A 25667-nucleotide genomic window follows, 5' to 3' on the forward strand; every position below is an offset into this window, starting at 1 on the left:
TATCACTATGAGTGCAGAAAAATTTAACCTGTTTTCATTTAGCGGCAAAATGAAAATTATGCATTTAAGCTGGATGGCATTTTTTATCACGTTTGTGGTGTGGTTTAACGCCGCGCCATTACTTAGTGTGATAGCCGATAGCCTTGGGCTGACAACAGCACAAATTAAAACCTTGTTGATCCTCAATGTGGCATTAACCATTCCAGCCCGAATAGTGATAGGCATGGTGACTGATAAATACGGTCCGCGCATCACCTATTCGGCATTACTCGCTATTTGTTCTATTCCGTGTTTTATGTTTGCCGTTGCTGACAGTTTTGAACAACTGGCTTGGGCGCGTTTTTTGATTGGCTTTATCGGTGCAGGTTTTGTGATTGGTATTCGTATGGTCAGTGAATGGTTTCCTGCCAAAGAGCTCGGCACAGCAGAGGGAATTTATGGTGGTTGGGGCAACTTTGGTTCTGCCGCTGCTGCCTTCACATTACCTGCGGTTGCACTGGCATTTGGTGGCGCAGATGGTTGGCGTTATGCCATTGGTATTACAGGCTTAATGAGCTTAGTATTTGCTTTTGTTTATTATTTTAACGTAACCGATACCCCAAAAGGCTCAACCTATTTTAAACCTAAAAAAGGCGGCGGATTAGAGGTGACCAGCAAAGGCGACTTGGTGTTACTGATTGTGATGAAAGTGCCTATGTATGCCACGTTAGCGTTACTAGGCTGGAAGCTGTCACCATCGGGTGTCAGTATGTTTACTCAAGATGTGACTAATTTGATTTATGCTGGCCTTGTATTGGTGTTTTTAGTTGATTTTTATCAGACCTACCAAGTTAATAAACATTTGTTTTCTATTGAAGTACCTGAGTTTGAACGTTATGAGTTTAAGCAAGTAGCGGTGTTAAATGTGTTGTATTTTACCACGTTTGGATCTGAACTCGCTGTAGTGTCAATGTTGCCGCTGTTTTTTGCTGAAACATTTGCACTGGGTATGGCACAAGCAGGCATGGTGGCATCAAGTTATGCCTTTATGAATCTAATGTCTCGCCCTGGTGGTGGTTGGTTAAGTGATAAGTTTGGTCGTAAAACAACGTTATTGATTTTAACAGCAGGCTTAGCAATAGGGTATTTCTCTGTCGCGCAAATCGACTCTAGTTGGGCCTTACCACTGGCTGTGGTTGTGGTGATGGCATGTTCTTTCTTCGTACAAGGCGGAGAAGGCGCCGTGTTTGCTGCTGTGCCATTAATTAAGCGCCGTTTAACGGGGCAAATTGCAGGTATGACAGGTGCTTACGGTAATGTTGGAGCTGTGTTCTTCTTAACGGTATATTCAATGGTGTCAACGCAAACGTTCTTCTATGTCATTGCGGTAAGTGCCGTATTTGGTTTTGTCACCTTATTCTTTATGAATGAACCTAAGGGCCATATTGCCGAAGTGAATGAAGACGGTGAAGTGACTTTAATTAGCGTTAGCTAAACTGATTACATAGGACATTTATGCCTCTTGAGCCCGAACAGCAGCCAAATTCTTCGCTGCCTTTTGCAACCAGTTTGCAATTGGCGGTGGGGCAAGCATCTGAAAAAGGTCGTAAATCGCAAAATGAAGATGCGATAGGGATCCGTATTCCGAGCGGAGTCTCATTGATGACCAAAGGAATTGTCAGTGTTATTAGCGATGGCGTAAGTACGGCAGAGGGAGGCGCACAAGCCTCGGCTATCAGCGTGAGTAATTTTTTAGCCGATTATTACTCAACCCCAGAAAGCTGGAGCGTGCAAACCTCAAGTGCAAAAGTACTAACTGCATTAAATCGATGGTTGTATGGCTTAGGGCAAGACTACCGCGATGCACGGCGAGGTTTTGTGTGTACGTTCAGTGCCTTGGTTTTTAAATCCTGTACTGTGCACATGTTACATGTGGGAGACTCGCGAATTTACCGCTTTCGCCGCGGTGAGTTAACGCAATTAAGTCATGATCACAGCACAAAAATTAACGCATCACATCAGTATCTTACCCGTGCATTAGGCATGGATGTTAAACTCGATGTAGATTACAAAGCACTGAGTGTAGAGCAAGACGATCTGTATTTATTAACCACAGATGGCATCCACGATCAATTTACCGAGTTTGAATTACAGCAAAAACTCACGACTTTTTGTCAGCTACATCCTCAATTATCAGACTCTTTGTGTGAGCAGTTTTGCCAACTATTAATCAGCAAAGCCTATGATTTAGGTAGTAAAGATAATCTCAGCGCGCAACTCTTATTTGTTGAACAACTTCCAAAGCAAGCAATCGATGATGTGTACTTAAGTTTGTCTCAGCGGCCATTTCCGCCTCCCCTGAGTGTAGGGATGAAACTAGATGGGTACACGGTCACGCATATTATTCATCAGTCGCAACGAAGCCAGGTTTATCGTGTTGTTAATGGGCAAGATCAGGCTTTTTGCATGAAAACCCCCTCTGTAAACTACATTGACGATGCCGCTTATATTGAACGTTTTATGCTTGAAAGTTGGATAGGTCAGCGGATAAACAGTACTCATGTGGTGAAAGTGGTTGAACAACACAAGCCTAAATCAGCACTGTATTATTTGACCGAATATTTATCAGGCGTGAGCTTAGCGCAATGGCTAGTTCAGCACAAAAGGGCTCCGGTAGAAGAGGTTCTGTTACTGCTTAAGCAAATTGAATTAGGTGTAAGGGCATTTCATCGCCGAGAGACACTGCATCAAGATTTAAAGCCAGATAATATTTTTATCACCCGTGATGGCGTGGTTAAAATTATCGATTTTGGTTCTTGCTTTATTAAAGGTGTGGCTGAAATCAGCACCCCTCTGACACGTGACCATATTTTGGGTACTGCAGATTATACCGCGCCAGAAGTGATATTAGGGTATCAAGCTGATGGTCGCGCAGATTTGTTTTCATTGGCGGTCATCGCCTACGAAATGTTGACCGGTGAGTTACCTTTTAATGCTAAATTGGCCAAATGTAATACAAGGCAAGCATTTTTACGCCTGGAGTATGTGAATGCTCATCAGCTTAATCCTATGGTGCCCACCTGGATAGATGCAGCCTTAAAAAAAGCCTTAAACAATGAACCTAATCTTCGTCAAGCTGACACCTGTGAACTTATTCATCAATTAACTACGGCAAGTGCCAATCAACGCCCGCAACATTTTGTCCCTTTTATGAGTCGCAACCCAGTAAGGTTTTGGCAAATAACTTCGATAGTCCTATTCTTGGCATTAATGACGAGCTTGTTGGTTTAATTCCTTAAGTTTATTGACGATTAATAAAATGGCATAAACTCATCGCTTAATAACGCAATAATCGATCGACTCGACTAAAATGATGGTATTGCAAATTGTCATAGTACTAAAGTCTAGGTTTGTTATTGTGATTATTCTTTTGGCTTATTTGCACCAAAGGCGTTGATTGATAATATTAAGATGTTTGAATATTGATTGGCGTTGAAGTCGTTTAGTTGGTTCACATGGAGTGTATGGGATGTTTAAAGTTGTTAATTGGATGATTGTTTCACGATCTCAGTTGCTAAGTGATTTGCTCGATAGCCGTTGGCCCCAAGAGTTTTTGGTTAAATTAACTAAAGCTCAACCTGGCAACATGGCAAAAATGCTCGTTGAAGAGCCTGTTTCTGTGGTGTTTTTTGACTTATCAACCATTGATATTCAACAGGTTTATCAATTGCAACGGCTTATTGAGCGTGAATATTGCGCCATACATACAGTCTTTATTAATTTCCCTAAACAACTCGACACCCGCTTTCTTATTCATCCTGCAACGACCCTAGGGGTGTTTTATGCAGATAGCAGTTTGGCTGAGATCAGCCTTGGCTTGAATGAAATACTCAAAGGGCGCAGTGTTATGCCGCAAGAGTTATTACATTCAATGATGAATGACGATACTGAGGCAGAGGGTGAGCAACTGACCATTAGAGAGCGTGAAGTGTTACATGCGCTGTTGTCAGGCAGTACCAATTTAGATATTGCTAATCAATTGTTTGTGAGTGAGTCGACGATTAAAACACATTTATATCGAGCGTTTAGAAAAATTGGTGTGTCGAGCCGAGGTCAAGCAATTGCATGGGCGCAAACTCATATGCATGAGGTGAGGGTATAGCCTCATTTTCAACTGTTTTTATTAACAAAATAAAAATGGGTATCAATTGATACCCATTTTTGTGTCAGCTGGTCGTGATTAACCACAATTAATAAGACACTATATGTTAAGCCGCTGTTAGTTAAACCAAAGTGCGGTTTTACTGGCATCATTGATGGTTAAAGAAATAGTATCTGCGACGGCTTCACGTACAGGCAATTGCCCTTGCATTAATTCATCGCGTCTAAACCAATGTAAATTGAGCTCTTGTCCTACGCTGTAGCTTTGCAGTTGTTGCTCAAATTGGGCGGTAACTTGTAAATTATCAGCGGCAATCAGTAAATCCCCGGCGCTTAATCCCGCTTGGTGTGCTGGGCTGTTTTGGCTAACCGTTAATACTTTAAGGCCAAGGGATTCTGGTTTTGTTTTAGCGCCAAAAGCAATTTTATAGCCTTTAGCCTCTCCACCCCCTAAATCATTGACTCCTTCGCTTGGCCTCACTGTCATGGTGACGCCGACTTGTTCGAGTAAACTGCTCAATGGTAAGTCTTGGGTGTTGTCTAAATAAGCAAAAATATCGTCACAGGGGCGATTTAGCAGGCTTTCAACAATCTGTTGGTGGCTCATGCTGTGAGTGCCAATGTGTGGCAGGCCATATTGTTGCCATAACGCGCGCATTACATCGTCTAAACTGTGCTTACCCTGGGTTTCAATGCGGATGGTTAAGTCTACATACAACGCAAATAAGGCGCCTTTGGTGTAATAACTAACAATGGCATTGGCGGCATTTTCATCTTGCTTGTAAAACTTGGTCCATGCATTAAAACTTGATTGTTTTAAGGTTTGTTTAAAGCGCCCCTCGCCGCGATACACACGCGTCATGATTTGACTCAGTAGAGTTAAATAACCTTTTTCATCAATACATTTTGATTTAAAAGTAATTAAATCATCGTAGTAGGAGGTTATCCCTTCATACGCCCATAACTGCTCTGTGTACGACTCTTTTGATAAATCAAATGGGGTAAACTCGGCAGGTTTAATGCGTTTAACATTCCATGAATGGAAGTATTCGTGGCTGCACAGCGACAAATAGGTGCGATAGCCTTTATCGACAGGCCCATCGAGTGACAAGGGGAGGTCGTTACGTGAGCACATTAACGCGGTTGAGGCTTTATGTTCTAATCCACCAAAGCCGTTATCTAAAACCGTGGTCATAAACACATAACGCTCAAACGGCGCCGGTGTGCCAAATAAATTAATTTGATATTCGCAAATGGCGGTTAAATCCTTAGCCAGGCGAGCAATATTGGCGCGATGCTTACCACTGAGTACGATATCGTGAGGCACGCCTGCTGCGAAGAAGGTTTCGATGGTGAGCTCGCCCATTTCTACTGGGTGATCGATTAAATCATCGTAGTTTTCTGCACTAAAATCGCCAAAGCCAAATTGTTCACCAGCGGTTCTTTGCATGCTGGTGGCTAACATCCAGTGGGCTAATTCAGGCAGTGCGGGCTTTGCAATTGTGACTGTGTGAGGGTGAGATTCAAGCCCTTTGGCGGCTAAAAATACGCTACTGCCGTTAAAGAAGCCGTGGTTTGTATCAAGGTGGGCGGTGCGTACAGATAAATCCCAGGCGTAAATTTGGTAGCACAATACGATGTCGCTACCCTGGTTGTTGAGTTGCCAAGTTTGCTTATCTAGCTGGGTAACCGTTAAGGCTTGTTGGTTTTCTGTGGCCTTTATTTCAATAATGTTTTTGGCAAAGTCACGGATCATATAGCTGCCAGGTAGCCAAGCGGGTAAACAAAAAATTTGTGAGGGGAAGGCTTGGGTAACCGTTAGGGTCACTTCAAATAAGTGTGCTTTAGGATCGACCGCATGGATATGAAAATGCATAAAGAGTTCCAAATAGTAGAAGCATTACAATCAACAAGATTGAGCTATAATCGACAATGCTGCCAAAAATGACCCAGTTAAGCAAACGAATCCCATTTTATGTAAAAGATAGCTGATTTTGTGTGTTTTTTCTGGAGTCAGAGATTAAAGACTTGGTACTATTAACCGCAGCAACATGATGTCATTCATTAAGGATCTTAAAATGGCCGAAGAAACCATATTCAGTAAAATTATTCGTCGTGAAATTCCTGCCGATATTTTATATCAAGATGAGCTAGTCACTGCATTTCGTGATATTGCCCCACAAGCACCAACGCATATTCTTATTATTCCTAATCATCTGATCCCTACTGCCAATGATGTCAAAGCATCAGATGAAAAAGCATTAGGCAGAATGATGACTGTCGCAGCTAAATTAGCCGATGAAGCCGGTATTGCAAAAGATGGCTATCGTTTGATTATGAACTGCAATAAACATGGCGGCCAAGAGGTATATCATATCCATATGCACCTTGTTGGTGGAGCGCCATTAGGCCCGATGTTGAGCCGCGGATAATGAAGATTAACAGTGACTTTTTTCCGTTAACGGAAGTGGCAACACGCTTTGTTAATCAATTGGCGCAGTGTCGCCGATTAGGGTTAAGTGTTAAAGAAGCCAGCGAGCACCACGTGTTAATTGAACTGCCTTATAGCCGAGATATTATTGGGTATCCAGATACAGGCGTAATTCATGGTGGGGTGATCACCACCTTAATTGATACCTCCTGTGGTACTGCAGTGGTGTGTGCGATTTTAAAAAAATATCAATCACTTGAGTTGTCGCCCACGTTAGATTTGCGAGTTGACTACATGAAGCCTGCTGAGCCTCATAAAGCGGTGTATGCCTTTGCAGAATGCTACCGTTTGTCGTCAAGTGTGGCTTTTACTCGCGCGATTGCTTATCAAGACAGTATTGATGAACCCATTGCTCATGCCGTTGGTTCGTTTATGCGTATCAGCCCAGAAATGGTTGGCGAAGAGTTTCGTCAAGCGCTAATGGGCAATTTGCCGGAGAGTCAAGATGACTGAGCAAACAACCCAAGCGGCATCAAGTGAGTTGGATGTTCAAGATGTGGTAAAGCGCGCCATTGAGTTAAATGACTACAGTTATTTGCTTGAAAAAGTGCCATATTCACAATTTATTGGCATGTCGGTGGCCCGTTTTGGCGACGAAATGGTGTTTAAACTGCCCGCTAAAGATGACAATATTGGTAATCCAATCTTGCCGGCTATTCATGGCGGTGTAATTGCTGGTTTTATGGAAATGTCGGCCATTGTGCAATTAATGGTGTTTATGCAAGCTAAAAAGGTGCCTAAAATTGTCGATTTTTCAATTGATTATTTACGGGCTGGTTTACACCAAGACACCTTTGCAGAATGCAAGATTACCCGTCAAGGTCGCCGGGTGGCCAATGTGAGTATTAATTGTTGGCAAACAAACCGTAAACAGTTAATTGCGACTGCGAGAGCGCACTTTTTGTTAGACTAATAACCCAATACCGCCAGTAACATTTAAGGAAAAGATTATGAAACTTGCATCATTTTTTGTACTCACTTCAACCTTGTTATTTGGCGCCTGCGCCCACAATACCGCGGGTATTGCCGTTGACTCTAACGGGCAAGTGCGAGTGGATAGCAGCTCTTTTGCCAGTGATGTTAATGTGACTGACATTTCATCAATAATGATTGGAGACCTAGTTAAAGCGTCTGCATTAATTCAAAGTAAATCGAGCTATGACCAACGCGTGCAATACAAATTCACCTGGTTTGACGCCAACGGCTATACCATTGAAGATGAAGCAACGAGTTGGAAGTCGCTTAAATTACATGGCATGCAACAACTGCAAGTGAGTGCCGTCGCACCTAATACTCAAGTCAGTCATTTTGAAATATACGTGCGCGAAACCTACTCTGATTAATCGCTGTTGATATGTGATAACTCAATACTGAGCAAGGCTTTGTTTACTTGAATACAAAGAAACACCGACTTGATATTGACACGCTATTTTGTGTTATCAAATTGTATGAAGGATCGTGTAATCAAATTTTAGATAGTTTATACTCGTGGCCGCCAAGGGGTGTTCAGCACTACTGAACTGAGATGTCTTAAGACGAACCCTTAGAACCTGATCCGGCTTATACCGGCGTAGGAATGGGCCACACTATCTATAAGTGCACCTCTTATTCGCTACTCTTGCCGGATCTCAAAATAACTATTTGAGGTCCTATGTTCACGAAAAATTCATTTGGGTTATCCCATTCGCCAATTGCTTTAGCGGTTATTACCGCATTGAGCTCGCCCGTTACTCTGGCTAAAACTGCAGATATTGAGCGCGTCACACCAGAATACGAAAAAATGGAAGTGATTGTTGTCAATGCTGATTTTAGTCATATCAGTCTTGATAAAATGCCATCGAGTGTCACCGTCATTGATGCGCAGCAATTAGAAGATGAAGGCGCTCAACATTTCGAAGATGTACTCAATTCTATCGCTAACTTTAACTGGTCAGGCGGAAGTTCGCGCCCTAAGTATTTTCAAATCCGTGGTGTGGGTGAGCAAGAGCAATACCAAGGAGCGCCTAATTCTTCAGTGGGTTATGTGGTCGATGATATTGATTTGTCTGGGCTTGGCATGGTGTCGAGTATGTATGACATGCAGCAAGTTGAAGTGCTGCGTGGACCGCAAGGGACGCAATATGGTGCCAATGCATTAGCTGGATTAATTTACCTTAAAAGTAACGACCCAACCGACTCGTTTGAGCATGGCGCTAAAGTCAGCGTGGGCGATGATGATTTACGTACGTTTTCTGGTTTTAGCTCTGGGCCATTAAATGATACAGGTAAGTTGTTATATCGCGTGTCTGTAGAGCAGCACAATCAAAATGGGTATCGTGATAATTTATACTTAAACCGTGACGACACAAATGAGCGTGATGAGCTAAGCGCCCGCGCTAAATTGCGTTGGTATGCCAGCGACGATTTACAAATTGATTTAACCTTACTGCATGCCAATTTTGATAATGGCTACGATGCCTGGACACTCGATAATAACACCAGCAATACCTTAACGGATAAACCGGGTGTTGATACTCAAAAAACCACAGGTGCAGGGCTTAAGTTTATTTACAGTGGTGCAAGTGCATTTGACTTTACCTCGCTCACATCACTCGCACAAACCGATCATCATCATGCGTATGACGGCGACTGGGCAAACCCTGATTACTGGGCCAGTAAGCAATGTACAGCGTATGACGACGATTACAATGTTATTGGCACTGAGCCCTGTGTATACGATTACACCTGGGATAAAGCGGGGGACCGTCGTACATTAACCCAAGAGTTTCGTTTATCGTCAAAAGATGCCGGGCGTATTTTTGCAGGCTCAACGGATTGGTTAGTGGGTGTGTATGCCATGAACCTCAATGAAGATAACGACTTGTACTCAGAGTACAACACCTGGCCAGATGAAGTGCTGCAGTCAAGTTATGAAGCCACAAATTATGCGGTATTCGGGCAATTGGACAGTCATTTAGGCAACGACTATTTGTTGTCAACCGGTTTGCGTTTTGAGCGCCGCGACAGCGAATATACTGACAGCAATAATGATAATTTTGACCCGTCAGAAAACATGTGGGGCGGCCATATTGCTTTATCAAAAGCGATTAATAGCAACCATAATACTTATGCCCGTATTGCGCGAGGTTATAAAGCGGGTGGTTTTAACATGACCCTGCCTACTGAGCTTGCCAACAAAAAAGAGTTTGATACTGAGATTTTGTATAACTATGAAATCGGCATGAAGTCGACATGGTTAAACGGCCAAGTTGATTCTACGCTAGCGATATTCTTTATGGATCGTGAAGATCAACAAGTGGCTGCGTCTTTACAAGATCCTGATAATCCTCAACGGTTTGTGCTATTTACTGAAAATGCCGGTAGTTCGCAAAATTACGGTGCAGAGCTGGATGCCAAGTGGTACGTTACTGAAAATATTGAATTTTACGGCGGTGTTGGTTGGTTGGAAACCGAATACGGTCAATATGAATACAGCGACAAATACGGTTCTATTATCGACTTATCTGGCCGTGAACTCGCTCATTCACCTCAATTTACCTACAGTGCCGGAATGACTTATGTGGCTGACTCTGGCTGGTTTGCTAACCTTAATGCCAGTGGTAAAAGTGATTTTTATTACTCAGACAGTAACGAATCAACCTCAGATGCCTATACCATTTTTAACACACGTATTGGTTATGAAACCGCAACCTGGTCAGCTTATTTATGGGGCAGAAACTTATTTGATAAAGAATATGGTGTGCGCGGGTTCTACTTTGGTAACGAACCCGATTTAGATTGGGCCGATAAGCAATACATACGTTATGGCGACCCTCGTCAAGTGGGCGTTACATTCGATTATAAGTTTATGTAAGTTCAACAGCGGCACCACCCGGTGCCGCATACCTTTTAGGATATAAGCGATGAAATTAACTGCAGAAATCAGTATGTATCCCTTTAACGAAAACTATCTTGACCCGATCAAGTGGTTCATTGGTCGTGTTGATAGTTACAACAATATTGAACGTGTTACCAATGCCATGGCAACGCAAGTGTGTGGTGAATACAGCGATGTGATGTCAATGTTAGCCATCGAAATGCAAGCCGCTCACGAAAAGTGGGGCAAAGCCGTGTTTGTGTGCAAATTTATTGGCGGCGAACTTAACCTAAGCCATAGTGAATAATGACCATGAATGACATGATATTAGCGATTCAGCAAGCCATTAACGAAGCATCGGTAATGACCTTTTGGGAGGCTATCGCGGTCATGCTTGCACTTGTGTATCTTATTTTGGCCATGCGGACCAATATATGGTGTTGGTCTGCTGCATTTATTAGCACAGCAATTTATACCGTTTTGTTTTGGAATGTGTCGTTGCTGATGGAGTCGGTACTTAATATTTATTATATGGGTATGGCGGTTTACGGTTACTGGTTATGGCTGCATGTGCCGCCAGCACAGCAAACGCAGCAACACCATGTTAGCTCCCATCTTAAGATTACCAGTTGGTCACTTAAAACCCATAGCATCGTCATTGCCGTGACATCTTTAGTGTCTGTGATTGTTGGCTACGCAATGGCAAATTATACTTCTGCGGCTTTTCCCTATATTGACGCAGCAACAACCTGTTTTGCAGTGGTCACTACCTATTTAGTGGCAAAAAAAGTGCTCGAAAACTGGCTCTATTGGGTTGTTATTGATGTGGTTTCTATCTATTTATACTTTCAAAAAGGCTTAATGCTCACTAGCGGTTTATTTATTTTATATGTTGGAATGGCACTCGCGGGTTACCTGATGTGGCGCAAAAAATATCAACATAATGTTGTAGAGCAAGACAAGGTTTCTTCACAAGTAATTAGTGTATAATCACTGCATTATCAGATTGTTATAGCGTTAAATCACATGCCATCACCCTTGCTGACTTTACCAAGTGAGTTAATCAACACATTGCAGCAGGCCATGCCTGCTGCAATGTATCACTCATTATTAACCCAATGCAGCGCAGTAACTTTATTAAATGCAGGGTTAAGTAACCAAAATTACAGATTGTCTTGCCCCACAGGTGACAAGGTATTACGCGTTAACCAACGCCACAGCCATTGGTGTAACCGAGAGCTTGAAATTGAATGTTGGCGAGCAGCCATTGATGCAAATATTGCCCCGCAACTTGAGTGGGTGAGTGATGACAAGCAATTCTATTTAAGTGAGTTTGTCGCTCAACAACAAGGTGATTGGAGCCAATTCTCATCAATGTTTGGCCACTCATCTTCTCGGCCATTGGCTGCGATGTCTCATCCTCATGTTGATGCAGTTACTTTGCTGGCACAATTGTTTGCCTCGCTGAGTCAATTACCTGTACCGTCTAAAAGTATCACCGTTAGCGCCCAATGGCAGCAGTATGCCCAGCAACTTGCACAATACAGTGCAGAACAAACTCAAGGGCAATGGCAACAAGCATGGCAACAATTGCAGTGCATGAATGTTCGCGTAAGGCATTGGTTATCACAACTAGAGTCGTGCGTATTATTGCCAATTTTCTGTCATCGTGATTTAACACCGCATAACGTATTATTAAGCAGTACATCGGCTTGCCAAACTCATGATGATAATGTCGACCAAGCGAAATTGTATTGTATTGATTACGAATACGCTGTTGCCAGCCACCCGCTATTTGATTTAGCCAGTGCCGTAGCTACACATGAGTTAACAAATGAACAAGTAAATCAATTGACCCACAAGGTTATTGTGCAATATTGTCAAATGGCGAGTTTAACAGACGTGGCAGCTGCCAAGGCGGCATTACCTGCAGCAATAAATTGTTTTTGGTTGTTTTCGGCGATGTGGGCGCTGCTTATGGCCGCTGAAACCACTCAAGAAGATACATTAGCGATGTCTAAATACATTAAGTTTTACAATCAATACTTGGCTCTCATCCACTAATCAATGTACATATAAAGAATATAAATTTTGAGGGTTCAATCGTGACCAAAAAACTGTTGCTGTTATTGTGCTGTTCAATTTTCTTTGTAGGCTGCTCAACCAAGGTGAGTTATTTTTTTCTTGATTGGGCCATTGAATGGGAAGTTGAAGAGTACGTTGACTTAAACCGCGATCAGCAAAATAAGTTTGATCATTTGGTGGAGCAATTTTTAGTATGGCATCGACAAGAAGAGCTTGTGCGTTACCGTGATCAATTAACCATACTCTCCACACAAGCCAATGACTATTCTTTAACCCCTGAGCTGTGGCAGCAACAAGTCACTATGGCCAAAGCACATTGGTACCGTATTTTTGACTTTGTTATGCCAGAGCTACTGCCCATTATTGCCAGCTTTGATGACAAACAAGTTCAGCAAGTATTAACTCAGCTTAAAAAGGAGCAAAAAGAGCTTATCGAAGAATACGCTGGTAAAGATCAGGCTGAGTTAATAAAAGACTCAGATAAACGCATTGAAAAGCAGCTCAAAGAGTGGACGGGCAGTGTAAGTGATGCACAAAAACAGATTATTCATCAAGCCAACACCGAGCGGCTCGCTACACTTGATATGTGGTTAGAATATCGTCATGAATGGCAACGTCAATTTGAACAAGCTTTATTGCGCCGCAATGAAACAGAGTATTTTACCACCCAAATGACTCGCTTATTTACCGCACCCGATGAACTCAAATCGTCAGTTTACCGAGACAATGTTGATGTGAATACTCATAAGTTTGGTGTCATGATAATTGAACTTAATCAGAGCTTTAGCGATAAACAGCGTAAGCATTTTGACCGTAAACTAGCTGAGCTTGTTGACGATTTAACCGAATTACACCTAGATAAATAATCTTTGATTGAAATGTTTTATTGAGCTTACGGGTCTTTTAATTCAACAGACAATCAAAATAGGCTATTTATGCAGACATTAATTGAGTTATATCAAAAATTTTTACACACTATTAAGCATTTAGAAGGCTTAGCCGCTTTGGCGTTAAGGTTGTACCTTGCCCCCGTATTAATGCAAGCAGGATACAATAAATTGTCGCACTTTAACGACACAGCAGCTTGGTTTGGTAATCCAGATTGGGGCTTAGGGTTACCCATGCCAGAGGTGATGACGGCATTGGCCGCAGGCACAGAGCTCTTTGGCGGAGCATTATTATTAATTGGTCTTGCAACAAGATTAGTGGCTTTACCTATGATGATCACCATGCTGGTGGCTGCATTTGCGGTGCATTTACCTAATGGCTGGTTAGCGATTGCCGATGCTAGTTCATGGTTAGCGAACGAGAACGTGATTGCCTCAGCAGAAAAGTTAGCCGCGGCAAAGTCTATTTTACAACAACACGGTAATTACGAATGGCTGACCAGCTCAGGCAATTTTGTGATTTTAAATAACGGGATTGAATTTGCCATCACCTACTTATTTATGTTGTTAGCATTACTGGTCATTGGCGGTGGTCGTTACACCAGTGCCGATTATTTTATTCGCCGTCGCTTATTAAAATAGTGTTGTTCACTGTGCAGATGAAACACGTTTAATTTATCCCACCAAATTGGTGGGATTTTTGTTAATATCATTTGCAAAATATTTCATGAAAGGATTGCATCTTGGACGCTAAACAACTGTTACTGACCCGCCAATCAACACCCCGTCTTGTGGCCCCAGCGCCTAACGATGAACAACTGACTTTTTTACTCGATGCCGCCGCCAGAGTACCCGATCATGGCGCGCTAACACCGTGGGAATTTATTATTGCCGTTGACGATGGCCTTGCTAAGTTAGCTGACATTTTTGTTGCCGCCGCCAATGCGCAAGGTGCCGATGACGCCATGATAACCAAGGCTGGTAACATGCCATATCGTGCGCCTATGGTAATTACCGTTGTGGCCAAAACACAACAGCATGACAAAGTGCCGGCCATTGAGCAGCACATCGCAGCAGGTTGTGCCACCATGGCCATGCAACAAGCGGCATTTGCAATAGGATTAGGCGCTGTGTGGCGCAGTGGTGATTTTGCATTTAATGCTGATGTAAATAACGCACTGGGATTAGCTGCAGACGATCAAATTGTCGGCTTTTTATATGTCGGCACCCCAGCGGTGGTCGCACCCACTAAACCGCTTAAAAGTGGCCAACAATTTGCGCGTTATTTGTAAATATCACAAGGTCATCACGTTTTGACGTTTTGACCAGTGGCCATCTTCATGTAGATGGCCTTCGGGCATTAACCTTGGGCGCTTCGCCCAGTTTTACACTTCATCTGTATCTGTCTACAAAAATCGAATCAATATCCTTTGTCATTAGACCATTACAGTCAGCCCTGTCTCCCATCTTTATGTTGTGTGCACTGTGTATCAAAACCCTTGTCATTTTTTGGCGCCTCTTTAAATTTAACCGGCTCGTGCTTTTAGCAATAAAATAATACAAACACATATTGAGGCTCTCATAGCGCGATTTTTTTGAAATAAACAATGCTGCCTGACGCTTTCATTCCTACGAAATATCAAGGCACTAAAACAAAATGGATTTAAAAAGTAAAGCGACGCAAGAAACTAAAGCCGAGACATTTATCGGTTAATTCCAAGCTTTTTTACTGCTGAGCCGATTTTATCTATACACAAATCGTATTGATTCAAGGTTAAAATACTATTTTTGTCATTGATTGGTTCGCCCTACAATTTGTTTATCTACTCATGCATCGAAGTGATAAACAAAATTAAGGCGGGATTATGTCAACAACCCACAATGAAACATTAAGTCAAGGGCGCTTGTTACTGATGTCGAGCGCTGTCTCGGCAACGGCGGCAAACCTTTATTATAATCAACCCATTTTACCCAATATTGGAGCAGAGCTTGGGTTAACCGGTGGACAATTAGGCGTGGTGCCTGCGGCGGGACAAATTGGTTATGCCGCTGCGTTATTGTTTTTATCTCCTTTAGGTGACACCCTGCCACGCAAACGGCTCATTGCCATTTTATCCGTATTGTTAGTGCTATCATCACTGGTTGCGTTTTCTTCATCGGGTTTTATTGCTTTGGTTATTGCCTGTTTTATCATTGGCTTAAGTGCCAATATAACCCAGCAGTTGATCCCATTTGCTGCGTCGTTAAGCACGCCCGAAAACAAAGGTCGGGTCATAGGTACATTGATGACAGGTCTGACGGTGGGCATTTTACTTTCTCGAACACTCAGTGGTTTTGTGGGTGAGCAGTTTGGCTGGCGGGCTGTATTTCTTATGTCAGCTTGTATTGCAACCTTGTTTGGTGTGTTGTTAACCGTTTTTTTACCAACCAATACACCGACAATTAAGATCCCTTATTTTAAGCTTGTTGCGAGCATGGCAACATTATTTAAACAGCATGCCACACTGCGAACTTCGGCTTTTACTGGCGCACTTTGGTTTGCGTCCTTCAATGCGCTCTGGGCAACGTTAGCCTTACATGTTAGCGAGTCTCCCTTTCATTATAATGCTCAGCAAGCAGGGCTGTTTGGGGTGATTGCTATTGCAGGTGTTATTGGTGCCAAAGTATCTGGCTCGTTAGTTAGTCGATTTGGATCTCGTAACATGATAAGTATGGCATTGATGATCATTGCGATTGGTTTTGTTATTTCTGGTCTATTTGCCGACACATTATTGGGGTTAATTGCCGGTATTATACTTATCGACCTTGGGGTGTTCAGTGCTCAGGTGTCTAATCAGGTACGAGTATTTTCAATCGATCCACAGGCCCAAAGCCGCATAAACGGTATTTATATGCTTGGTTATTATCTGGGTGGGGCTCTTGGGTCATTTGTGGGCATTCAAGCATTTGATCTGGCAGGATGGTTTGGTGTTGTTTGTCTGAGTATCACCTTGGTTGCATTGAGTTTTGTTGTTAACAGAGCCAATAAACAGTAATGTTAATAAAGTCGTATTTGTTTTTATCAATCACCAAGGAGCAAGATAATGAAATTGGGCTGTTTTTCAATTAGCTTGGCGGTAAAAGACTTGAAAAAATCGAAAGTATTTTATGAGAAATTAGGCTTCGAAGTCTTCGCCGGCGAAGAGTCCCATGGTTTTTTAATCATGAAGCATGGGGACACCAATATCGGTTTGTTTCAGGGGATGTTTGAAAAAAATATACTGACCTTTAATCCTGGCTGGGATCAAAATGCTAAAAGTGTAGACGCATTTGATGATGTACGTCAGTTACTTGAGCAGTTTAAATCTAAAGGTATCGAAATAGCTGAAAATTCAATAACTGGAGACAGAGGGCCATCGAGTTTTGCAATTATTGATCCTGATGGAAACCCGATACTCATCGATCAGCATGTTTAAAAACAAGTGTCGGGTGCACCTATTTGAACTCTCTGCCAAGCAATGACAAGATTTGTTACAGGTTCAAATAATGCCATGTTTCATTTACGTACAATAAGCTGTAAGTGAAAAATTTCAGGGCTCAGTGCTCGAAAAAGTCAGTTAAATCTGTTCACTGAAGTACCTTTTGAAGGTTAACCACCATAACGAGGCCATAGCTCATTGTGGTGGACAGCCCAACGGATTTTGTACCAACATGTTCAACAAAGTTGGGTTTTCAAGTGTAGTGCGTACACAATGGATACGCTCGACTGTTTATACCGTAAAGCCTTTTTAACCATATATACCATTGGTATTACACCTAAACGTGTTGTCGCAATCTATTCGTAAAACTCAAGTGGAATAAGGTTTTGGTAGACGTAATACCCTAATGGACCCATTAACAAACTGAGCATTGCCCACACGATGCGCTGGGCGTTTTTGATATGTGCTTTCGAGGTAAATGCCCGATAGCAAAAGTGAATGTGTAAAATCAATAATGCAATAAGCATGAAGACTAACGTAATATCCATATTGTTCATGTCATGTTCCTTTGCGTTTCAGCAATGACGATAATTAAGTGTAAGCCTAAATTTAACTTTTGCAGAAAAAACAACCAAAACTGCGTGTTTTTAGCTGTTATTTACATTTGACTGATAATTTACTGTAAAATTAAACAGAATAATAGTCAGTAACCTACTAAATATTCATAAAATTTTCATTTTTACACAAAGGTATGACATTTACTTATTGTTGCTATGCTTGCTTGAGCTTCATCATGTTTCGCTGTGGCAACCAAAGAGGTGTCTTTTGCATGACAGCTAAAAATAGAGGGCTGTTGACTAATTGGCTTAACCACTGGCTTAGCTTTGGGTACGGTTTTGTTGCAAACCACTGCGGTTCTACATTGGCAAATTGGCGAATAAACGGAAAAATCGCAAAGTCAGCTAATGTTGGGCTATCTGCGCATAGGTACGCCTGTTGAACTAATTTTTCTTCTAATAACTGCAAAAACAGTTCTGCCTGTTGTCTGTACCATGTCTGGCTTTGCTCGGGAAATCTGTCTGCATATTTATACTTGTCTAACCAGGGTTTAAAGTGGTTATCATTAGCATTAATCAGCTCATTGGTTTGTGGAGTTGATATGCTGTTAAGTAAGGTTTGGTAGGCATTTGGGCTTAACCAAGGGCAGGTTAGATCGGGATGTTGTGTTAGCGCAAGCTGCATAATTTCAATGCTCTGAGCTATTACACTGCCATCTGCCGTGATTAAAACCGGTACGGTCCCTTTTGCTGACACCGCAAGCATTTCATCAGGTTTATTTTTGAGTTCTATTTCACGAATGTATGGGTTAAGTGTGCTTAAATGCAGTGCAATGCGAGCGCGCATGGCATAGGGGCATCGACGAAAAGAATACAAAATTGCAGAATTCATAAAATACACTTATTTAGGGAACGAAAATCTTAGCTTATGCCAACATTTGCAAGGTGAATTAACCATTAGTGGAGATAGTGTAAAGCTAATTTGAATACAGATCGAATTTGTGGGTGTGTTTCAATTGTGATTTAGGTATACTTTCGGCCGTTTTTTTGACTTAGCGCATGGTGCGCCGGGTTTATTTATGCACTGGAAATTAAGTTCCAGCCAGCGGAGTTGTAATTGTATGCAAGACATTAATGTAGACCAAACATCCCCTGTTCAAGTTGTTGTGTGTGCCCTTTATAAGTTTGTTGCCTTGCCCAATTTTGAGTCAATTCGTCAGCCGTTATTGTCGGTAATGGAACAAAACGAAGTGAAAGGCACATTGTTGCTTGCTCAAGAAGGCATTAACGGCACGGTTGCTAGCACGCAGCAGGGTATTGATAACTTACTCGCTTGGTTAGACAGCCAACCTGGTCTAGATAACATTGTAACCAAGTTGTCTTTTGATGATGAAATGCCATTTTATCGCACCAAAGTTAAGCTTAAAAAAGAAATTGTGACCATGGGCGTTGAAGGCATTGACCCACGTAAAGTGGTGGGTACTTATGTTAAGCCTAAAGACTGGAACGCGCTGATTTCTGATCCCGATGTGGTCTTGGTTGATACCCGTAATGATTACGAAGTGAAAATAGGTACCTTTAAAAATGCGGTTAACCCAGTAACAGAAACCTTTCGTGAGTTTCCTGAATACGTAAAACAAAACCTAGATCCTGCTAAACATAAAAAAGTGGCAATGTTTTGTACCGGTGGTATTCGCTGCGAAAAATCGACCGCATATTTAAAAGAGCAGGGCTTTGATGAGGTGTATCACCTTGAAGGCGGCATTTTAAAATACCTTGAAGAAGTTGACCAAGAGCAAAGCATGTGGGAAGGCGAGTGTTTTGTGTTTGATAATCGCGTTGCCGTTAACCACAGCCTAGAGAAAGGTCAATATGACCAATGTAATGCATGTCGTATGCCGATCACCGAAGCTGAAAAACAATCTGAGGCTTATGTACAAGGTGTGAGTTGCCCGCATTGTATTGATAAAATCCCTGAAGAGCAGCGTCAACGTTTTATTGAGCGTGAGCGCCAGGTGCAATTAGCTAAGCAACGCGGTGAAGCGCACATAGGCAGTGACGTTAATCAAGTGATTGCCGCACGTCGCCAACAAAAAGAAGCGCAGCGTAAAGCACAAGAAGAAATGAAAAAGTAAGTAGACTATCTATTAACTGCTGATGTTTGCAGCCCAGTAAAGCTGGGCTGCATAACAGATTAAAAACGTAAACTTATCCCTAGTAACGCCAGTTTTTTCTGCTCTTGAGCTAAATCTCGGCAAAGTAAATCATTTTGTAAACGTTGACCCTCTATTAACGATAATGTCACGGTTTGTTCATCAACGGTTATGCTAACCGGTTCGATACTGTTGCTTATCCGCCCCAGGTTCATGACCATTGCCAGTCTAAAAATAACCAATAATCGAATCAATATGATCTGTTCGTCGTCATCCAGTTCGCTAATGGCCTCGACATCTATGCGCTTACGTTGATTGGCTACGAGCAAGGCGAGTAGGTGCTGTTGTAATTGATTAAACCCAGGCAAGTCACTGTTTTGAATTATGTAGCCACCGTGCCGTTGATGAGCACGTGAATTGATTTGAATACCTATTTCATGCAGCATGGCGGCATCGTGAAGCAGCCATTGGTACTCACTAATGTGCCATTGCGAGGCCACTTGCGAAAATAAATGGTCGATAGTTGCTGTTACATTTGCAGCCTGATCAGGGTCGATATGATAAAGCTGCGCCAGGCTACTCACTGTACGTTGTTTGACGCCCTCAAGCTGCTCAATTTGCGCCAGCTCATATAACACTCCCTCACGTAATGCCCCTTGTGCTACTTGCATTTCATTGATAGATAAGCGTTTAAAAAAACTGATTAAAATACTGAGTCCAGGAGCCAATAGGGGAATTCGTTTTGGGTCGAGGTTGTCTAGCTTAATGTTGTCAATGTGACCAACACCAATAAGATACTGCTTTAAGGATTTTAAATTTTCTAAGGTTAAACTTTGCTGGGGATCGGTTATGCATTGCAAGGCTTCTGATATGGCTTTAACTGTACCAGAGCTGCCTAATACCAGTGGCCATGACGATTTAAAGTAAGCATTACTGAGTTGTGAAAATTGTTTGTCAGCAGCACTTTGCGCAGCCTTAAAGTGGTGTTTAGTCAGTGCGCCATCATGAAAGAAGCGCTGCTGATAACTAACACAACCACATTTTAAACTGGCTAAATGAGAGGTTGAAGAAGCTTTACCCACAATGACTTCGGTTGAGCCACCTCCAATATCAATCACCAGGTTTTGCTCCGCTAACGTTTGGCTGTGCATAATGCCATGGTAAATTAATCGTGCTTCTTCGTGGCCAGAAACGATTTCTATTGGATAAGGAATGATTTTCAACGCGGCTTTAATAAATTGATGACAATTAGTCGCAACGCGTAAAGTGTGGGTGGCGACAAGCCTAACCCGAGTTTGTTCTAAATCTGAAAACCGTTGATTAAACTCGGTTAAACAGGCCAGACCACGAGCGATGGCGTCTTCGTCTAGGGTGCCGTCGGGTTGCAGGCCTTTTGCCAGTTGCACTTGACGTTTTTCTTTATGCAGTATTTGAATGCTGCCATGTTGCTCACGAGCAATAACTAAATGAAAGCTATTTGACCCCATGTCAATGGCGACAAAATGTAATGAGTGTTCAGTAGATGACACGTGATATTAAGCCTTTTTTTGTTGTGGTTGCTCAAGCCTATCTGTTGCGATTTCTGCTGTGTTATCAGCACTTGCATCGATTATTCGTTGAGCCTGCTTGGATTCATATTGGGATAAATAATGATGAATAGCAATCTGGCTGCGTACTTTTCGTTTATTACCTCTGGCTTTATAGAGGTTTTGTTGTAAAGGGTCAATTATGCGAGCTTTGGTATTATCACTCAGTTGGATGTTCAAAATATCGGTGATCATTTTTTTCAGCTCACTATCATAAACTGGCGTACAGACTTCAATACGTTCATCTAAATTTCGTGACATCCAATCAGATGAGCCAATATAGATTTTGTCGGCGCCATTAGCGTAAAACTGCATTACTCGAGAGTGCTCTAAAAAACGGTCAACAATACTGAGCACTTCAATGTTATCGCTCATGCCTTTTACCTGTGGTAATAAGCTGCACATGCCGCGGATTAGCAATTTAATTTTTACGCCCGCCTGTGATGCTTCATAGAGTTTGTTAACCATAATATCATCAACAAGATTGTTAATTTTAAGGGTAATTGCAGCAGGTTTTTTTTGCTTGGCGGCAATGATTTCATCATCGATAAGCGCTAACCAACGTTGGCGGGAATTAAAAGGCGAAACAATAAGGTGTTCAAAGTTGTCTTTGTGGTAAGGGCGCTTTAATAGTTCAAATACTTGTTTAACTTCTTGGGTGATGTTTTGGTCGGCAGTAAACAATGAAAAGTCGGTATAAAAGCGTGCGGTACCTTCATTAAAATTCCCTGAGCCGATATGCGCATACAATACTGTTTCATTGCCTTCTTTGCGGCTAATGAGGCAGAGCTTGGAGTGGACTTTTAAGCTAGGAATACCATGATGCACTTTTACGCCCGCCTCGGTTAAGCGTACGGTCCAGTCGATATTTGATTGCTCGTCAAAGCGCGCAAGCAGTTCAATAACGGCGGTGACTCGTTTACCGTTTTTAACTGCATCGATTAACGATTGCATAATGTGACTATTTTTAGCCACGCGGTATAAATTGATTTTTATCGCTGTAACCGCTGGGTCGTATGCCGCTTGACGGACTAACTCGGTAAAATGAGAAAACTTATGGTATGGATAATTTAATAAAATATCGTGCTGACGGATGGCTTCAAAGTTGTTGGCGCAAGCGTTAAATTTGACACTACTTAATGCGGGTATTTTATCGTTTAACAGCTTTTTACGCCCAAGATTAGGGAAATTAATAAAGTCTTTAAAGCTATGATAACGCCCACCCGGAATAAGACATTCTGTTGAGCTAATGTTTAATTGCTTTTTTAATGTGTTGAGCATGTGCTCTGGCATTTCACGGTCAAACACCAGCCTAACAGGCTGTGCTCGTAAACGCTTTTTAAGGCCGTTAGACATTTGTTCTAGCTGGGTTTTGTCTAGCTCAACAGCTATATCAAACTCCGCATCTCGAGTCATTTTCATTGAAAACACTTCGATATGATCATATTCAAAAAACGGTTTAAACAACTGGTCGATACAATGTCTGATGATATTGTCTAGCAATATAAGATGCTTAACCTTGGTTTTGTGTTGCGACGGAAGCTCAACAAAGCGGGGCAGGTTTGCTGTGGGCACTTCGACAAAGGCATATTGCTTCTCGTCTCCTTGATGCAAACAGACACATAAATACGTGGCATCGTCGTTGATGTTTTTAACCAATTCACTGTGTTTGGTCAGAACAAATGGGGCAATGTGGCGCATTAGGTTGTCATTAAAATATTTATGTAACCATTGACTCTGAAACTCATTGAGCTGCAATTCATTGATTAAGAAAATATTACAGCGCACGAGTTCTTTAATGAGTTCGAGGTAAATTGAATCAAATCGCTCCTGCAAATCAATGACTTTTTGCTGAATTTGTTTCAATAATTCACGGCTAGAACAAGGTGAGTCTGACAAGCTCGATAATAGAATTGCTCGGCGCACTGAGGCTACACGGACTTTAAAAAACTCGTCCATATTGCTAGAAAAAATCCCTAAAAACCTTATTCTCTCAATTAACGGCACCTGTTTGTCATAGGCTTCTTGCAGTACTCGCTCATTAAAAGAAAGCCACGACAATTCTTTATCAATATATTGCTCACTAATAGCAGATGACATTGCTGATCCTATCAACGAATTAGGCTGTGATAATTCCTTCACACCCAGTATATGCTTTATCTCGTTAGAGATAATTTAAGTTACCGAACATATTATGTGATTTTTATGACAGATTTATTTCTTGCACTTGCCCAAAGCGGCAATAAAACCCGTATATAGTATAAATGGTTTAGCAAGCGCCATAAGTGTGTTATTTTGAGCGCTTTTTTCGATTAGACGACTGAAGGTAAGCCAATGTTTGTTGGATTTGATTATGGCAGTGCCAATTGTGCAATAGGAGTGATGATTAATGACGCAGTAACCTTACTGCCATTATCTAATCATTCAGATTTTATGCCTTCAACCTTATATGCCATGGACCGAGAGCTTATTGCTGAAGCGGTATATCAAGGTTTACCTGAGCCTTTAAAAGCTCAATATTCTCATATTCGTAGTTCGCAGTTAATGCGCGCTAAGCAAATGCGCCATGAACTCGATTTGCTGCCCAATGAGCAAGCGGTATTTGTGGGGCAAGCCGCTATTGACGCATACCTTGAAATGCCAGAAGAAGGTTTTTATGTCCGTTCGCCAAAATCATTTTTAGGCGCCAACGGCCTGCGTCCCGATCAGATAGGCTTGTTTGAAGACATCGTCACTTTAATGATGCAACACGTGAAAAACCTTGCCGATAAAGCCCTGCAACAAAAATCATTGCCTGCATCGACTCATGCTGTAATTGGCCGACCGGTTAACTTTCAAGGCATTGGTGGTGAAGACAGTAACCAGCAAGCTGAAGCTATTTTACGTCTTGCGGCATCGCGAGCAGGGTTTACTGAAGTGACATTTCTATTTGAGCCATTAGCGGCAGGAATGGATTTTGAGTCAACCCTGGACAGTGACAACACGGTATTGGTGGTCGATGTCGGCGGTGGTACAACAGATTGCTCTGTCGTGAAAATGGGGCCTTCGCACTGTAATAATCACGATCGCAAACAAGATTGTTTGGGTCACTCTGGGCAGCGTATTGGCGGTAATGATTTAGATATTGCCTTGGCGATGACAGGCTTAATGCCGAGTTTTGGTTCTGATACCGTAATGACTAACGGTAAACCTATGCCCAGAGCACCTTTTTGGAATGCGGTGTCGGTGAACGACATTAGTGCCCAGCGCGATTTTGTTAGTTTAGCGTCACGTAAATTGGTTGAGCAGTTGATAAAAGAGGCGGAACACCCACAACTACTTAAACGCTTACAAATAGTGCAAAAAAACCAAATGAGTTATCAAGTGGTACGTCAAGCTGAAATGGCAAAAATCAGTTTGTCTGATGTCGACAGCACCTCGTGTTCGCTTGATTTTATTGAAAAAGACTTGTTTGTCACTCTTACTGCGGTTCAGTTTGAACAAGCCATTAGCGATCCACTTGCCAAAGTTGAAGCCTTAATGAAACAAGCGATGCAAACGGCAACAGCTCAAGCACAACAACAAGATTGCGCTTTGCCAAGCAGCCCTGATATTGTTTATGTTACGGGTGGTACAGCGCGTAGCCCGGCGATATATCAAAAAATAGCCAGTGTTTATCCTGCTGCAAAAGTGGTGGTTGGTGATCACTTTGGTTCGGTAACGGCAGGGTTAACCCGTTGTGCCCAACATGCTTTTAACTAAAAAAGAGTCAATAATATGCACAGTCAATTAAGCTTTAAGTTTGCAAAGAATGCGTCTAAAACGGCATCACTGTTATTAGCCACATTGCTAGGCAGTGTAGTACTGAGTGGCTGTAGTGATGATGTGGGCAAAGTCAGTTTAGGGCTGTTTACCACCAAAGATGTGATTATTGATGCTAAACACGATCCTAAAATTCCTGGGGTGACTTGTCATATTAGTCGTATTGAGGCCAATTTAGATTTAGCTGATCCGTCTGATATGAGCATCAGTTGCCGTCAAACCGGTCCGATTAGTCAGGCCGAGCTCGCCCAAATTGACATGGGTAAAAACGGCGAAGTGGTGTTTAAAGAATCTTTAAGTATTTTGTTTAAAAGCTTAAAAGTACGTCGTATTTTTGATGCTGAAAATCAAACCTTGTTGTATTTATCGTATTCAACCAAAGAAACCAACGGCAGCCATAAACATGCATTATCAACGGTGCCTTTATACGGTACAGATGCATGGCAAAAGCCATTAACCACAAAATAAACGCATAATAAAAAAGGCAATCAAAATAGATTGCCTTTTTTATTGATGAGCGGGCATGTTATACCAATTCCACTAATTATCTGGTCATTCAGCGGGAATTCTGTGCCTTCTAGGCAAGTAATAGGATTGTAGGCATAGTTGCTCTACGTCAAAATACTATTAAGCAGCATAGAAGGCACAGAAAC

At 42.1% G+C, this 25667-nt stretch carries 24 protein-coding genes and 1 riboswitch; of the genes, 19 read left to right on the forward strand and 5 right to left on the reverse strand.

The window, feature by feature from the left end; translation table 11 throughout:
- Window positions 1–7: 7 nt before the first annotated feature.
- The 3 genes from IEW93_RS13850 (at window position 8) to IEW93_RS13860 (ending at window position 4141) form a co-directional block, all read left to right on the forward strand.
- Window positions 8–1474 carry a NarK family nitrate/nitrite MFS transporter gene (locus IEW93_RS13850; protein WP_188739896.1) on the forward strand — a complete coding sequence of 489 codons (1467 nt, stop codon included), beginning with the start codon at window positions 8–10 and terminating at the stop codon, window positions 1472–1474.
- 20 nt (window positions 1475–1494) lie between these two features.
- A complete protein-coding gene (locus IEW93_RS13855) occupies window positions 1495–3270 on the forward strand; it encodes a bifunctional protein-serine/threonine kinase/phosphatase (RefSeq protein WP_188739897.1) in 1776 nt (591 codons plus the stop codon).
- Between the two features lie 238 nt (window positions 3271–3508).
- The gene (locus IEW93_RS13860; protein WP_188739898.1) at window positions 3509–4141 is read left to right on the forward strand and encodes a LuxR C-terminal-related transcriptional regulator; all 633 of its coding nucleotides are present in this window, start codon (window positions 3509–3511) and stop codon (window positions 4139–4141) included.
- 117 nt (window positions 4142–4258) lie between these two features.
- Here IEW93_RS13860 and IEW93_RS13865 read toward each other — a convergent pair whose 3' ends face one another.
- Window positions 4259–6016 (reverse strand): M61 family metallopeptidase, encoded by a 1758-nt coding sequence (locus IEW93_RS13865; protein ID WP_188739899.1) that lies wholly within the window; start codon window positions 6014–6016, stop codon window positions 4259–4261.
- Between the two features lie 202 nt (window positions 6017–6218).
- Between IEW93_RS13865 and hinT the strand changes: the two genes are divergently transcribed.
- The 13 genes from hinT (at window position 6219) to IEW93_RS13930 (ending at window position 16914) form a co-directional block, all read left to right on the forward strand.
- Complete coding sequence (gene hinT, locus IEW93_RS13870) at window positions 6219–6572, forward strand: purine nucleoside phosphoramidase (protein WP_188739900.1); 354 nt, start codon at window positions 6219–6221, stop codon at window positions 6570–6572.
- The gene (locus IEW93_RS13875; RefSeq protein ID WP_188739901.1) at window positions 6572–7084 is read left to right on the forward strand and encodes a PaaI family thioesterase; all 513 of its coding nucleotides are present in this window, start codon (window positions 6572–6574) and stop codon (window positions 7082–7084) included. Before hinT ends, IEW93_RS13875 begins: the two co-directional genes overlap by 1 nt.
- Window positions 7077–7544, forward strand: coding sequence for a PaaI family thioesterase (locus IEW93_RS13880; RefSeq protein ID WP_188739902.1), 468 nt, complete (start codon window positions 7077–7079; stop codon window positions 7542–7544). Before IEW93_RS13875 ends, IEW93_RS13880 begins: the two co-directional genes overlap by 8 nt.
- A 37-nt stretch (window positions 7545–7581) precedes the next feature.
- Entirely contained in the window at window positions 7582–7974 is a 393-nt protein-coding gene (locus IEW93_RS13885) for a YcfL family putative periplasmic lipoprotein (protein WP_188739903.1), read from the forward strand.
- Window positions 7975–8119: 145 nt separating this feature from the next.
- A riboswitch (TPP riboswitch) is annotated at window positions 8120–8225 on the forward strand.
- A 57-nt stretch (window positions 8226–8282) separates the two neighbouring features.
- Window positions 8283–10484, forward strand: a complete 2202-nt coding sequence (locus IEW93_RS13890; protein WP_188739904.1) for a TonB-dependent receptor — start codon at window positions 8283–8285, stop codon at window positions 10482–10484.
- 49 nt (window positions 10485–10533) lie between these two features.
- The gene (locus IEW93_RS13895) at window positions 10534–10794 is read left to right on the forward strand and encodes a hypothetical protein (protein ID WP_188739905.1); all 261 of its coding nucleotides are present in this window, start codon (window positions 10534–10536) and stop codon (window positions 10792–10794) included.
- A 5-nt stretch (window positions 10795–10799) separates the two neighbouring features.
- Complete coding sequence (pnuC, locus tag IEW93_RS13900; RefSeq protein WP_188739906.1) at window positions 10800–11477, forward strand: nicotinamide riboside transporter PnuC; 678 nt, start codon at window positions 10800–10802, stop codon at window positions 11475–11477.
- Window positions 11478–11513: 36 nt separating this feature from the next.
- Window positions 11514–12551, forward strand: a complete 1038-nt coding sequence (locus tag IEW93_RS13905) for a phosphotransferase (RefSeq protein WP_188739907.1) — start codon at window positions 11514–11516, stop codon at window positions 12549–12551.
- A gap of 41 nt (window positions 12552–12592) precedes the next feature.
- Window positions 12593–13438, forward strand: a complete 846-nt coding sequence (locus IEW93_RS13910) for a DUF6279 family lipoprotein (RefSeq protein ID WP_188739908.1) — start codon at window positions 12593–12595, stop codon at window positions 13436–13438.
- Between the two features lie 69 nt (window positions 13439–13507).
- Window positions 13508–14101: an HvfX family Cu-binding RiPP maturation protein gene (locus IEW93_RS13915; protein WP_188739909.1), complete on the forward strand. Its 594-nt coding sequence runs from the start codon at window positions 13508–13510 to the stop codon at window positions 14099–14101.
- Between the two features lie 101 nt (window positions 14102–14202).
- Window positions 14203–14751: an NAD(P)H nitroreductase gene (locus IEW93_RS13920; protein ID WP_188739910.1), complete on the forward strand. Its 549-nt coding sequence runs from the start codon at window positions 14203–14205 to the stop codon at window positions 14749–14751.
- A gap of 573 nt (window positions 14752–15324) precedes the next feature.
- Window positions 15325–16494, forward strand: coding sequence for an MFS transporter (locus IEW93_RS13925; RefSeq protein ID WP_188739911.1), 1170 nt, complete (start codon window positions 15325–15327; stop codon window positions 16492–16494).
- 48 nt (window positions 16495–16542) lie between these two features.
- Entirely contained in the window at window positions 16543–16914 is a 372-nt protein-coding gene (locus tag IEW93_RS13930; protein ID WP_188739912.1) for a VOC family protein, read from the forward strand.
- 359 nt (window positions 16915–17273) lie between these two features.
- Here IEW93_RS13930 and IEW93_RS13935 read toward each other — a convergent pair whose 3' ends face one another.
- Both IEW93_RS13935 and IEW93_RS13940 read right to left on the reverse strand, forming a co-directional pair.
- On the reverse strand, window positions 17274–17474 hold the full coding sequence (locus IEW93_RS13935) for a hypothetical protein (protein WP_188739913.1): 201 nt from the start codon (window positions 17472–17474) through the stop codon (window positions 17274–17276).
- A 214-nt stretch (window positions 17475–17688) separates the two neighbouring features.
- Window positions 17689–18366 carry a glutathione S-transferase gene (locus IEW93_RS13940; RefSeq protein WP_188739914.1) on the reverse strand — a complete coding sequence of 226 codons (678 nt, stop codon included), beginning with the start codon at window positions 18364–18366 and terminating at the stop codon, window positions 17689–17691.
- 229 nt (window positions 18367–18595) lie between these two features.
- Here IEW93_RS13940 and trhO point away from each other — a divergent pair, with 229 nt between their 5' ends.
- Complete coding sequence (gene trhO / locus IEW93_RS13945) at window positions 18596–19609, forward strand: oxygen-dependent tRNA uridine(34) hydroxylase TrhO (RefSeq protein ID WP_188739915.1); 1014 nt, start codon at window positions 18596–18598, stop codon at window positions 19607–19609.
- 59 nt (window positions 19610–19668) lie between these two features.
- Here trhO and IEW93_RS13950 read toward each other — a convergent pair whose 3' ends face one another.
- Together IEW93_RS13950 and ppk1 are read right to left on the reverse strand one after the other, a co-directional pair.
- Window positions 19669–21156 (reverse strand): Ppx/GppA phosphatase family protein, encoded by a 1488-nt coding sequence (locus tag IEW93_RS13950; RefSeq protein ID WP_223417923.1) that lies wholly within the window; start codon window positions 21154–21156, stop codon window positions 19669–19671.
- A 6-nt stretch (window positions 21157–21162) separates the two neighbouring features.
- Window positions 21163–23313: a polyphosphate kinase 1 gene (ppk1, locus tag IEW93_RS13955; protein ID WP_188739916.1), complete on the reverse strand. Its 2151-nt coding sequence runs from the start codon at window positions 23311–23313 to the stop codon at window positions 21163–21165.
- 234 nt (window positions 23314–23547) lie between these two features.
- Between ppk1 and yegD the strand changes: the two genes are divergently transcribed.
- Together yegD and IEW93_RS13965 are read left to right on the forward strand one after the other, a co-directional pair.
- Window positions 23548–24954 carry a molecular chaperone gene (gene yegD, locus IEW93_RS13960; RefSeq protein ID WP_188739917.1) on the forward strand — a complete coding sequence of 469 codons (1407 nt, stop codon included), beginning with the start codon at window positions 23548–23550 and terminating at the stop codon, window positions 24952–24954.
- Between the two features lie 15 nt (window positions 24955–24969).
- Window positions 24970–25482, forward strand: a complete 513-nt coding sequence (locus tag IEW93_RS13965; protein WP_188739918.1) for a CreA family protein — start codon at window positions 24970–24972, stop codon at window positions 25480–25482.
- Window positions 25483–25667: the final 185 nt, after the last annotated feature.

This window comes from Shewanella inventionis, assembly GCF_014641855.1.
GTDB lineage: Bacteria > Pseudomonadota > Gammaproteobacteria > Enterobacterales > Shewanellaceae > Shewanella > Shewanella inventionis.